Annotated in this window: 7 protein-coding genes and 1 tRNA gene; 2 read left to right on the forward strand and 6 right to left on the reverse strand. The window is 64.2% G+C overall.

The window, feature by feature from the left end; all coding sequences use genetic code 11:
* Nucleotide 1: 1 nt before the first annotated feature.
* The 4 genes from CXY80_RS05865 to CXY80_RS05880 form a co-directional block, all read right to left on the reverse strand.
* Nucleotides 2-1513 carry a CoA-acylating methylmalonate-semialdehyde dehydrogenase gene (locus tag CXY80_RS05865; RefSeq protein ID WP_104131928.1) on the reverse strand — a complete coding sequence of 504 codons (1512 nt, stop codon included), beginning with the start codon at nt 1511-1513 and terminating at the stop codon, nt 2-4.
* A gap of 42 nt (nt 1514-1555) precedes the next feature.
* Nucleotides 1556-2437, reverse strand: coding sequence for a class I fructose-bisphosphate aldolase (locus CXY80_RS05870; RefSeq protein ID WP_104131929.1), 882 nt, complete (start codon nt 2435-2437; stop codon nt 1556-1558).
* Entirely contained in the window at nt 2434-3396 is a 963-nt protein-coding gene (gene iolC, locus CXY80_RS05875; RefSeq protein WP_104131930.1) for a 5-dehydro-2-deoxygluconokinase, read from the reverse strand. Before iolC ends, CXY80_RS05870 begins: the two co-directional genes overlap by 4 nt.
* A gap of 396 nt (nt 3397-3792) precedes the next feature.
* Nucleotides 3793-3866 (reverse strand) — tRNA-Met (locus CXY80_RS05880).
* Between the two features lie 552 nt (nt 3867-4418).
* On the opposite strand from CXY80_RS05880, the gene CXY80_RS05885 reads away from it, so the two are divergent.
* On the forward strand, nt 4419-6281 hold the full coding sequence (locus CXY80_RS05885; RefSeq protein ID WP_104131931.1) for an HNH endonuclease signature motif containing protein: 1863 nt from the start codon (nt 4419-4421) through the stop codon (nt 6279-6281).
* A 323-nt stretch (nt 6282-6604) separates the two neighbouring features.
* Here CXY80_RS05885 and CXY80_RS05890 read toward each other — a convergent pair whose 3' ends face one another.
* Nucleotides 6605-9538: a UPF0182 family protein gene (locus CXY80_RS05890; RefSeq protein WP_199182233.1), complete on the reverse strand. Its 2934-nt coding sequence runs from the start codon at nt 9536-9538 to the stop codon at nt 6605-6607.
* Nucleotides 9539-9660: 122 nt separating this feature from the next.
* Entirely contained in the window at nt 9661-10761 is a 1101-nt protein-coding gene (locus tag CXY80_RS05895) for a PDZ domain-containing protein (RefSeq protein WP_104131932.1), read from the reverse strand.
* Nucleotides 10762-10987: 226 nt separating this feature from the next.
* Between CXY80_RS05895 and CXY80_RS05900 the strand changes: the two genes are divergently transcribed.
* Nucleotides 10988-12289, forward strand: a complete 1302-nt coding sequence (locus CXY80_RS05900; RefSeq protein WP_104131949.1) for a zinc-dependent metalloprotease — start codon at nt 10988-10990, stop codon at nt 12287-12289.
* The last annotated feature ends 15 nt before the right edge of the window (nt 12290-12304 follow it).

Genomic DNA, 12304 nt, shown 5'->3' on the forward strand with positions numbered 1-12304 from the left:
CCTAGGCGTTCTGCGGGAAGCCGAGGTTGATGCCGCCGTGGCTCGGGTCGAGCCAGCGGCTGGTGATGGCCTTGCCGCGCGTGAAGAAGTGCACACCCTCGACGCCGTGCGCTTTGGTGTCGCCAAACAGCGAGTTCTTCCAGCCACCGAAGGAGAAGTAGGAAACGGGCACAGGGATAGGAACGTTGATGCCGATCATGCCCACCTCAATCTCGTTCTGAAAACGGCGAGCCGCGCCGCCGTCGTTGGTGAAGATGGCGGTTCCGTTGCCGAAAGCGCCGGAATTGATCAGGTCGACGCCCTCTTCGTAGCTCGCAACGCGTACCACTGAGAGTACCGGTCCGAAGATCTCTTCCGTGTACGCCTTGGAGGTCACCGGTAGGGCATCGATCAGGGTCGGGCCGAGCCAGAACCCGTTCGGGTCGCCGTTCACCTCGATGCCGCGGCCGTCGACGACGATCGTCGCGCCGTCCTCGGCGGCGATGTCAATGTAGCTGGCGACCTTGTCCCGGTGCACCTCGGTGACGAGCGGGCCCATGTCGCAGGAGCGACGGCCGTCACCCACGGTGAGGGTTTTCATGCGGGTGACGATCTTCTCGATCAGCACGTCGGCGACGGGTTCAACGGCGACGATGACGCTGATGGCCATGCAGCGCTCCCCCGCACTGCCGAAGCCGGCGTTGATGGCGGAGTCGGCGACGAGGTCGAGATCGGCGTCGGGCAGCACGAGCATGTGGTTTTTGGCTCCGCCAAGGGCCTGGATGCGCTTGCCGTGGCGGGTTCCGGTTTCGTAGACGTACTGGGCGATGGGGGTCGATCCGACGAAGGAGATGGCCTTCACGTCGGGGTGTTCGAGCAGGCCGTCGACGGATTGCTTGTCGCCCTGCAGCACCGTGAATACACCGTCGGGGAGGCCGGCCTCCTGGAGCAGCTTGGCCATCCAGATGGCGGAGCTTGGGTCTTTCTCGCTCGGCTTGAGAATGACGGTGTTGCCGGCCGCGAGGGCGAGGGGGAAGAACCACATCGGCACCATCGCCGGAAAGTTGAACGGGCTGATCACGGCGACGACGCCGAGGGCTTGACGGGTGGAGTACACGTCGACGCCGGTGGAGACGTTCTCGGAGTAGTCGCCCTTGAGCAGGTGCGGGATGCCGCAGGCGAATTCCACGACCTCCTGGCCGCGCGATATCTCGCCGAGGGCGTCGGAGAGCACCTTGCCGTGCTCGCTCGTGATGATCTCGGCCATTTCACCCTTGCGGGCGTTTAGCAGTTCACGAAAGCTGAACAGCACCTGCTGGCGCTTGGCCATGGACAGGTCGCGCCAGGCCGGGAAGGCGGCCTTGGCGCTGGCGATGGCGGCCGCAATCTCGGCCTGGTTGGCGAGCGACACGTTCTTGGTGACCGTGCCGAGGGCAGGATCGAAGATCGGCGCGGTGCGACCGGAGACTCCCGGCTGTTCTTTTCCGTCGATCCAGTGCGCGACGAGGGCTAAATCAGTTGCAGTTGCGGGCATGGTTGCTTCCTTCTGAACGAGAGTGGAATGAATGAGAGGTTTTTAGGCGCCGTGCACGAGTTCGGCAGCGGTATCGATGGCTGCCTCGACGTTGCCGTCGCGCGGGTAGAGCAGGCTGCGGCCCACGACGAGGCCGCGCACGCCGGGAAGCTCGAGCGCGTCGCGCCAGGATTCGAAGGTTTCGTTCTGATCGCCTACCGGGTCACCGCCCAGGAGCAGGGTCGGTAGGGTCGTGGCGGCCATCACGCGAGCCATGTCGGGGACGACCGGCAGCTTCAGCCACGAGTAGGCGCTGGAGTTGCCGAGGCCCTCGGCGATGGCAATCGAGAGGATGACGGCATCCGCTGTCAGGTCATTTTTAACCCGACCGTTGACCCAGGAGCTCATGAACGGTTCGAGCATGATCGGAATGCCGGACTTTGCCGCTTCGCTCACGGCGAGGGCTGTCGCCTCGAGGGTGGCCAGCGAGCCGGCGTCTTCGAGGTTGATGCGCACGAGGTTCTTAGCAAAGTCGAGGCGGTCGCGCTGGATTTTGTCGATGTCGTAGGCGGTGTAGCGGTCGTCCATCTCGAAGGAGGAACCCCACAGCCCGCCACGGTTCATCGAACCGACGACGATCTTGTCGTCGAGCAGACCGAGCAGGGCCAGGTCGTCGATGATGTCGGGGGTGCCCAGCACACCGTCAACGCCCGGGCGGCGAAGCGCGGTGGCGAGGCTTTCGAGCAGGGCGTAGCGGTTGGCCATAGCTGTGGCGTCCTTACGCACACCCAGTGCGCCACGCGCACGGTGATCCGCGGCGACGATGAACAGCCGGCCGTCGCCGCGAATCAGCTCGCGCCTGTTGCGGCTGGCCAGAATCTCGCCGATGCGCTCGGGGTGCGCCGCACGGGCCTGCCGCAGCGCGTCGAAGTCAAGCTTGGTCATGCTGGCAGTCCCTTCAGAATCTCTTCGACCTCATTGGTTGTGGGCATGGCGGTCGAGCATTCCCGGCGGCTGGCGACGATGGCGCCGGCCACGTTGGCGAATTGCAGGATGCGGCGCAGCGGCCAGTCCTGCAGCAGCCCGTAGCAGAGTGCCCCGCCGAAGCTGTCGCCGGCGCCGAGACCGTTGACGACGTCGACGAAGTACGGCGGCACCTCGACGGTTTCGGTGCGAGTTTTCGCCAGCACGCCCTTGGGACCCTGTTTGACGATGGCGAGTTCGATGCCGCGTTCCAGCAGGGCGTCGGCGGCGCGCAGCGGTTCGGTCTCACCGACGGCGACCTCACACTCCTCTCTATTGCCGACCGCGACCGTGGCGTGGCCGAGGGCCAGTGCCACCTGGGCGCTGGCCTCGGCGGGCGATGCCCAGAACATGGGTCGGTAGTCGAGGTCGAGAATGGTCAGCGGGCTACGACCGCGAGCTTCCCAGGCAGAGAAATGAGCGGATCGGCTGGGCTCCTCGCTGAGGCCGGTCACGGTTGACCAATAGATACGGGCGTTCTTGATGGCCTCGAGGTCGAGTTCGTCGGGGTTGATGACAAGGTCAGGGGCTTTCGGCGCGCGGTAGAAGTAGAGCGGAAAGTCGTCCGGCGGAAAGATCTCGCAAAACACGACGGGGGTGTTCAGGTCGGGCACTCCAGAGACGTACTCGTCGCTCACGCCGAGGCGGCGGAGTTCCTGGTGGATGTAGTTGCCGAACGGGTCGTTTCCGGTGCGGGTGACCACCGCCGAGTTCAGTCCGTGCCGTGCCGCAGCGACGGCAACGTTGGTGGCACTGCCACCGAGGTATTTGCCGAAGGTTGAGACGTCTTCGAGGCCGACGCCATCCTGCAAGGGATAGATGTCAACGCTGACGCGGCCAATGGTCAGCACATCGTGCGGGGTGCGAGGTGAAGTCGTCATACTCCGATGTACAACTTTCTGAGCTAGGAGGGACCGACACGGTCGCCGGTATCTCCACAGTAGCGCTCTTTACGCTTAATGTCATGACATATTCACAAGTGGATATTTTAGAGCGGATGCGGACGTGCCGGGTCACCCTGATTGCGCCCGTGGTCGATGGCGATCTGGACCAGCCTCGGATTGCGCTTGTCGACATTTCGATCTGCGGATAGGCATGCTCGATCCGCGGACGGTCCGGCCCGATCAGCAGAATGGCCGAGTCGGCAACATTTGCTCGCGTTAGTCGATGGCGATCTCGACGGGCTGGATCAGCGGACGAGCGGTGGGCGTCCTGGTCGGCAGCTGCCACGGCGGGCACAAAAAAGCCCCCGGAACCAAGGGTTCCGGGGGCATCTGTTGCGGGGGCAGGATTTGAACCTACGACCTCTGGGTTATGAGCCCAGCGAGCTACCGAACTGCTCCACCCCGCGCTACAAGTACAAATTTAGCACACCTTGAAAGCTCGGTCGACCACTTGTGGCGATATCGCCAATTGGGCACCGAAAATGGTTTGCTCTACTGGCATCAAACACCATCAAGCAGGACAGCCGCAAGGGATCGCCAGTCTCCGCACCAACAGGTGTTCAGGTATGGACAGATGCTCTAACCCGGTGAAGTCGGAATCGATTCACGGGAAGATCCACGGCCTTCCACCTTGCCGCTGCACGCCACGGATCCGCAGCGTTCCCAGTGCACCGCTTCCGGGCGTCTCAGCGCTCCCGAAGTGTGGCGTGGAATGCATTACTCCACGGTGTTGGCCATATAAACAAAAAATGTAAATGTTTCACTTATATATTCGATTTACTATCAACTTGACCAACCGCCACAGATGATGACCGCTAGTGAACTCGCACTCACTCAAGGGTGAATCACGTAGAACTGCGGATCAAGCCTCTGGAGTTTGAAATTTCTCCGCACGCATCGAAAATGAGTTGCTCTCGCTTTTGTGTTCGATTCGGAGTAGAATCATTGCGAAGGAGCCAATGGCGCCCATGTTCATGGAAAACACCGGTGAGGCCAGTTCGAATGCTGTCATTGTGGCGGTCGGGCAGGCTCGGGAGATTCTCCTGAAAGCGTTGGGTTCGGTGTCGTTCGGGTCGCTGGGTGATGAAGAATCCTTGAGCATATTGCTCGCCCTCGAGAGCGTCGGCCGGGTTGTTGATGGTGCCCGGGTGCTGTCCACGACGGATGTGCTGCGCCGCTCCGAATACCTTGATGCGTCCGTTGCTAAGACTGCTGCGGCAAAGACGGCCGATCAGACCGAGATAGAAGCGACTGGCGCGGTGTCTCTGGCCCGCCGGCTCGGCTGCCGCAGCGGCCTCGTGCTGGTGTCCACCCTGGCGCGGTTGTCGCGCAGTGAGGTGCGGCAGCGCGCGTCGCTCGGCAAGAATGCCGGCGAGCGGATGCTGCTCGGCCGGCCCCTCGCACCGACCTACCCCGTGGTGGGTGAGGCGTTGCAGGGCGGGGAGCTCGGAGTGGAGCAAGCCCGCGTCATCGTGTCCGTGCTCGACGGCCTGCGCGCCTCGGTGCTGGTGGACGACCTCGACCGCGTCGAGCGCTCCTTGGTAGCGAGCGGGTCCGGTGCCATCACCCCGGAGACCGAGGGACTGCCCGGTTCCGGTATCGCATTTGCGCCGGAGTTACTCCGGCAGCAGGGCATCGCGTGGCAGGCGCGCCTCGCGCCCGACGGGTGCGCTCCGGGCGAGGCCACGGCGGAAGGGCGCAGCTGGTTCGCCTTCGGTGGACTGAATAACGGCGGCTACAGCCTGAACGGCTGGCTGACCACCCTCGACCGCGCCATCATCGGCACCGTCTTCGACGCGTACCTCTCCTCCGCTGCAGCCAACCCCGTTCCTGGCGCGGTACCCCGAGCCACGGTCGCCTTCCACGAAACCGAACCGTGCGAACTATCCGATGCGGACAGCACGCACAACGATGAAACCGACGGCATCACGGACAGCGACGGTAATGACATCAAAGCAAGCACCAGCACTGATAGCAGCGCCAGCGACGTCCTCGCGATTGGCGCCAACGATGACCGTGGCGCGCAGGCCTCGAACGACGTCCCGGTCGAGCACTGCGAAAGCGGCGAGCAGACCGGGGGCCAGCACGGGCAGGCCGACGACGAGAACGGCCCGATCGGCCACGCCCAGGGCTACGAACAGGGCTACGAACAGGGCTACGACGAGCGGACCGGAGCAAACGCGGGCCGGGCCCTCAGCCCCTGCCCGCAGGAACCCGCCGATACCCGCTCGATCAGTGAGAAGCAGGCCGGGATCCTCCGCGCGGTGTTCGAAGCGGCCGCCCGACAGCCGGGCACCCCAACGATGGGCGGCGCGGCACCGACTGTACTCGTGCACATCAATATCAACGACCTCCTCGCCGGCCGCGGTGCCGGCTGGATCGACGGCATCGACGGCCCCCTCACCGTCAAACACGTCGATGAGCTGCTCTGCGCCGGCGGGTATCAGCCCGTGCTGTTCGGCCACCAGGGTCAGGTATTGCACCTCGGCACCTCCAACCGGTTCTTCACCGCCCAGCAACGCCGCGCATTGGCCGCCCGCGACGGCGGCTGCGTCATCCCCGGTTGCACCGTGCCACCGCAGCTAACCCAAGCGCACCACGTCGTGCCCTGGCGGAAGGGCGGCCTGACCAACATCGACAACGCCGTACTGATCTGTAACGCCGGGCATGCGAGCATCGAAACATCCGGCTGGGACATTGACATGAGAGACGGCCGCCCCTGGGTTCGCGGACCTCTCATCTTCGACCCCACTCACACCTGGCGCCCCGCCGGACAAAACTGTGCCGCCACTCCGGCCGAGAAACCCAACTGGGAAAAGTAGGCCCGCGCGGTCGCGTGCGCGGCCAACGGGATGGCCGGGCTGAGCATACAGCCAGCGCAGGGCTATGGAGGTCTCGACCCGGTTGTAGAGCCTGTCGAGAGACGACCGACGGAATGGTGGCGTTGTCGAGATTGGTAAGTTTCGTGACTGTGGCGGTTTCGGCAGCCTCGGAGAGTGGAAGGGCGCCGTTGTCGAGACCGGCCGAATCTTCGGCTTCTCACATCGCTCGCTCACGTCTGGCGGGCGCACTCTGCCCTCCAATACCAAAGGCCGCAAGCCCCCCCCAGAGAGTGAAGGCTTGCGGCCTGTGTGGTGCGGTCTGGCTACTCGCCGAGCAGGGCGAGCATGCTCGCGATCGTGTCTTCGAGCTTCGCGTCGGCGGTGCCATAGTCGGCGAAGTTACCGTCGGCGAGTGCAGCCGCCTTTTCTGCCAGCGCCGTCTTGGCGACGGTGAGCAGCGACTTGAGCTCGGCATCCGTTGTGGCATCGCCGGTCGACCCGGTCGGTACGTCGGTGCTGCCGCCGGTCGAACCGTCGGTGCTCGGGTCGGGCGATCCACCGTTATTCGTGGTGGCATCTTCGGGCACGTCGGTATCACCAGCGGTGGCACCAGAGTCACCGCCGAACAGCACATCGAGGGCGCCGTCGAGGGTATCCTCGAACGCGATCTGGTCACCGAAAGCCACAAGCACCTTCTGCAGCAGCGGATAGCTGGTCTCACCCGTGGACTGCACGTAAACCGGCTGCACGTAGAGCAGTCCGCCACCAACCGGAAGGGTCAGCAGGTTACCGTTCAGCACGGTCGACGAGCCCTGACGCAGCAGGTTGAGCTCGGTCGACACTGTCGGGTCGGCGTTGAACACGTTCTGCACCTGACCGGGGCCAGGTACCGTGCCGTCCTTGGGCAGGTTGAGCAGCCTCAGCTGGCCATAGCCATCCGCTCTGACGCCGTCTACCGATCCGGCGTCTGCGTCTACAGCGAGGTAACCGTAGAGCACGTTACGGCTGGATTCACCCGTCGCTTCCGGCTGGAAAGTGGAGTACAGCGAGAACGACGGCTGGTCCGAGCCGGGTACCTGCATGGTGAGGTAGTACGGCGGCTGCAGCGTCGGGTTGGTCGCCGGCGAGTCAGGGTCGTTGGGCGAGATCCAGGCGTCGTCCTTCGAGTAGAACGAACCGGGGTCGGTCACGTGGTACTGACCAAGAATGGAACGCTGCACCTTGAACAGATCGGCCGGGTAACGCACGTGGCTCATCAGGTCGCCACTCATCTCGCTCATCGGCTTGAGCGACGACGGGAAGATCTTCTGCCAGGTCTGCAGCAGCGGCTCTTCGTCGTCCCAGGCGTAGAGGGTGACCTCGCCGCTGTAGGCGTCGACGGTGGCCTTGACCGAGTTGCGCATGTAGTTGATGCTGTCCAGCGCATACGGCTGGGCCGGTGTCTGCGTGTCGGCGATGGCCTCACTGAGGCTCACCGGGGTGGAATAGGGGTAATCCGCCGAGGTGGTGTAGCCGTCAACGATCCACATAACCCGACCGTCAACGACCGAGGGGTAGGCGTCGGAGTCGAGCGTCAGGTACGGCGCGACCTTCTGCACGCGGGTGACCGGGTCACGGTCGTAGAGAATCTCCGACTTGTCGTTGACCGAGGCGGCGAGGAAGATCTGCTCCGACTGGAACTTCAGCGCGTAGATCAGCTTTTTGAACGCATTGTCCAGTTTCGGTCCGCCGTCTCCGGAGAACGTCGTGTAGGTCTGGCCAGCACCCTCTTCACCCGACGGATAGTCGAGCTCGATCGGGTTGGCGCCCTCTTCGTCACCGACGATGGAGTATTCGGGCGAGGTCTCACCAAAGTAGATGCGCGGTTCGAACTTGCCGAGCGCACCGCTGGTGGGAATGCCGGATTCCAGGAACACCGGCTGGCCGTCGACCGAGCGCTGGTTGCCGTACGCGGCGACCATGCCATAGCCGTGGGTATAAACGGTCTTCGAGTTGACCCAGGTGTTACCGGTGTTCAAGCCGTCGATATTCAGGTCACGCACGGCGACGACGGTGTCCTGCGAAGTACCGTCGATCACGTAGCGGTCAACGTCGAGGTTGTCCGGGAACTGGTAGTACTGGCGGAACTGCTCAAGCTGGCCGAAGGAGTCACTGACCAGGGCCGGGTCGAGAATACGAATGTTGGCAGTGGTCGCGGCGTCGGCGCGCAGCGCGCCCGGCTCGGCGGTGGTCTTCGCGTCGTAGGCAATTTCCTCGATGTCCGCGACGCCGTAGGCATCCCGGGTGAGGTCGATATTGCGTTCGATATATTCGGCCTCGAGTGCCTTTGCGCTCGGCTCCACCTGGAAGCGCTCCACGACCCACGGGTACAGCGAACCGATGAGCAGGCTCGACACGATAAGCAGCGCGGTGCCGATGACCGGCAGACGCCAGCGACCGATGATGGCCGTCAGGATGAAGAGCAGGGCTACGACGGCGGCAATGCCGGCAAGGATCGCGCGGCCGGGGATGGTGGCGTTGACGTCGGTATAGCCGGCACCGGTGATCAGGGCGTTGTTGTTGGTCAGGGTAGAGTACTGGTCGAACCAGATACTCACGGCCTGCAGCAGCAGATAGAGGGCTGCGGTGATGGCGATCTGCACGCGCGCGGCCTTGGAGATGAGCACTTCACGCCCGGACACCCGAATGGATCCGTACAGGTAGCTGGTCGCGACCGAGACGAGCGCCGAAATCAGCACAACAGCGGATGCGAAGGCGAGCACGGCCTGGTAGAACGGCAGGTCCATCAGATAGAAGGAGATGTCGAAGTTGAACTGCGGGTCAACCCGCCCGGTTTCGGTGCGGTTGAGCCACATGAGCACGGTCTGCCAGCGGGTGGCAGCGGCCACACCGGCAAACAGCCCGAGGAGGGCCGGGATGCCATACATCGCGAGGCGACGCAGCGGCTCGATGACCTGCTGGTAGCGATCAAGCTGCGAGTTGAGCTTCGCGTAGACCGGGCGCAGACGGTAGGCCAGCTGAATACTCACCCAGACCGGAACGGCCATCGTGACGAAGCCGATCAAAAACAGCACGGTGCCGGCGATCCACTGGGTGGTCAGAACGTTGACGAACCCCAGCTGGTCGAACCACAGCACATCGGTATACAGTCCGGCGAATATAAAGAACAGGATCACCAACCCTGCGATAATGGCTGCGGTAATTGCTAGCGGGGCTCGGCTGCGCCGTGGGACGTTGTCGGCTGATGATGAAGTCACGAATTGGCCTCTTGCGCTCAGTTATTAGATACAGGGTGATCATTTGCTGCAGGATCAGGGTCTGCCACCATCATACTTTGGCGGCCCTGAGAGAGTCATCACTACTGCTCGTTCGCCACGGGTCAACTGGCCGGGCAGCTCGGCAGGTCGCTCGTGTCGGCACCGGTCTTGATCGCGTCGAGCGCGTCGAGCGCTTCGTCGAGGGTGGCGACCGAGAACACTGTCAGGCCGTCGGGGATATTTCCGGTTACCTCGCCGCAATTCTCGGCGGGGGCGAGAAACCAGGTCGCGCCGCTCTCGAGCGCGCCATAGAGCTTCTGCTGGATGCCGCCGATCGGGCCGATTGCGCCGGATTGGTCGATGGTTCCGGTGCCGGCCACGTTCTCGCCGCCCTGCAGCTCGCCGGGAGTGAGCTTGTCGATGATTCCGAGGGCGAACATCATGCCGGCGCTCGGGCCGCCGACCTTGTCGAGCTGGATCTGCACCTCGAACGGAAATTCGTAGGCGACCGACACGTTGACACCGGCCACGATCGTGCCGTCGTTGTCGATCGGGGTGACCTCGACGGTCCGGGCGAGGCCGCCCCGCACGATGTCGACGCTCGCCGCGGTCTCGGCACCGTTGTCCCGCAAAGCCGCGCGCAGTTCGGCGACATTGGCCACCGCGGTACCGTTCACGGCGGTCACTTCATCGTCGGGCTCGATCACGCCCGCGGCCGGAGAACCGTCGGGCAGGCTCACCACCGACACCGTCGTGGGGTAGTCGTAGCCGAGATGAGTGAGTGCGGCGGCGATGGCATCCTGTTGGGAATTAATCATGTCGGCGCTGCTGCGAGCGTCGCGCTGCTCGGTGCTGACATTATCGGGAAAAACCTGGTCAATGGGGAGGACGGCCTCGCTCGGGTCGAGCCAGGCACTGGCCACGGCGAGCCAGCTCGGCCGGTCTTCCCGGTTGCCGAAGAGCGACACGGTGAGCAGATCGAGGGTGCCGCCGGTCGGGTAGACGGTCTCGTCGGGGATGGTGATGAGAGCGGTTTCGACGTCGTCGTAGGTGGCGGTGCCGAGGGTGTTGAACACCGGACCCGGCTTCTCGATGACATAAGGCGCCGGCATGATACCGAGAATCACTCCGGCGACGAGGGCGATCAGCAGTGCCGTCCAACCGAGGGACGGGCCAGAGCGTCCGGCACGTCGAGGTGCCGGTGCATTGGTGAAGAGCGCCATCGTGGTCCTTTGAGTGTTGATTCGTGCCAGGTTGCGGGTCGTGTTCGCGACGGGCGCACAGCAAGCCATTCAGCCTAGGATATTTCCCAGCCCCGAGCGGGCTACTCGCACTAGCGTAGAAGTATGCGACTGAGAGGGGCCTGAAGTGGCCGACGACTCCCTACCCCCGAACGATCAGAACCCGAACAATCAGAATCCCGGCGAACCCAGCGACGAGTTTCGTGACATGCTGCGCGACATCCTGAGCGGCAAGAGCGGCATCGACCCGAGCCAGCTCGCCGGCGCTGCCGGTCTGCCCAACGACCCGGCCAGCGTCGCCGCGCTCATGCAGCAGCTGCAGGGCGCCATGAACTCCCAGGGCACCGGCGTCGACTGGAAGATCGCCCTCACCCAGGGTGAACAGCGAGCGGCCACCGGTCAGCTCAGCGCGACCAATGAACAGCAGACCCAGCTGCGCCAGGCCTTTCACATTGCGGCTCTCTGGCTCGATGACGTCATTACCGTGGCCGAACTCACCGTCGAACCGCGCCTGATGACCCGCCGCGAATGGGTCACCGTGACCATGCCGCTCTGGACCCAGCTCGCCGAACCCGTCGCCACGAGCATCTCCGACTCCCTCACCCGGGTCTTCGCCGAACAGGTTCCCGAAGAGATGCAGGGCATGGTCGCCAACGCGAGCCAGCTCGTGCGCAGCATCGGTGGCACCCTGTTCGCCATGCAACTCGGCCAGGTCGTCGGCCAGCTGGCGAGCGAGGTCGTCAGCGGCGGCGATATCGGCATTCCACTGCTCGGTGAGCAGCAGGCCGCCCTGCTCCCCCAGAACGTTGCCGACTTCGGAGCCGGCATCGACGTTCCGGCCGACCAGGTGCAGATCTACCTCGCCGTGCGCGAGATCGCCCACGCGCGACTGTTCCGCCACGCCCGCTGGCTGCGCCTGCACCTGACCAGCGCGGTCACCGCCTATGCACGCGGCATCAGCATCGACTCCAGCCGGCTCGAAGACCTGGCCGGAAGTTTCGACCCGTCCAACCCCGAAGACCTGCGCCAGGCAATGGTCGACGGTTCCCTCATTCAGCAGAAGTCCGAGTCGCAGCTTGCGGCTCTGTCCCGCCTAGAAACGATGCTCGCCCTGGTCGAGGGCTGGGTCGACGTCGTCACCGCTCGTGCCACGATTCGACTTCCCAAAGCGGATGCCATCGCCGAGACGGTCAAACGCCGCCGGGCCTCAGGCGGTCCGGCGGAGTCCGCTTTCGCGACGCTGGTCGGTCTCGAACTGCGTCCCCGCCGGTTGCGGGAGGCCGCAGCGATGTGGCAGGCCGTGACGGATGCCGTTGGCAATGAGGCGCGCGACGCGCTCTGGTCGCACCCCGACCTGTTGCCCACTTCGGAAGACATCGACGATCCCCAGCCGCTGATCATTCGGCTGACCAGTGCAGCCCGCGGGGGGCCCGAGGTGCTCGACGACGTCGACCAGGCTCTCGAAGACCTGCTGCGCGACGACGGAGCCGAGCGCCCGCACGAGGAGTAACGGCGCGCAACGTTG

Origin of the sequence: Cryobacterium sp. M91, from assembly GCF_002929615.1 — a bacterium.
Classification (GTDB): Bacteria; Actinomycetota; Actinomycetes; order Actinomycetales; family Microbacteriaceae; genus Cryobacterium; species Cryobacterium levicorallinum.

Excerpts from the sequence above, each read along its gene's own strand:
- CXY80_RS05870 (WP_104131929.1), bottom strand. The coding sequence starts at position 2,437 with ATGACCAAGCTTGACTTCGACGCGCTGCGGCAGGCCCGTGCGGCGCAC.
- CXY80_RS05900 (WP_104131949.1), top strand. The coding sequence starts at position 10,988 with ATGCTGCGCGACATCCTGAGCGGCAAGAGCGGCATCGACCCGAGCCAG.
- CXY80_RS05865 (WP_104131928.1), bottom strand. The coding sequence starts at position 1,513 with ATGCCCGCAACTGCAACTGATTTAGCCCTCGTCGCGCACTGGATCGAC.
- iolC (WP_104131930.1), bottom strand. The coding sequence starts at position 3,396 with ATGACGACTTCACCTCGCACCCCGCACGATGTGCTGACCATTGGCCGC.
- CXY80_RS05895 (WP_104131932.1), bottom strand. The coding sequence starts at position 10,761 with ATGGCGCTCTTCACCAATGCACCGGCACCTCGACGTGCCGGACGCTCT.
- CXY80_RS05885 (WP_104131931.1), top strand. The coding sequence starts at position 4,419 with ATGGCGCCCATGTTCATGGAAAACACCGGTGAGGCCAGTTCGAATGCT.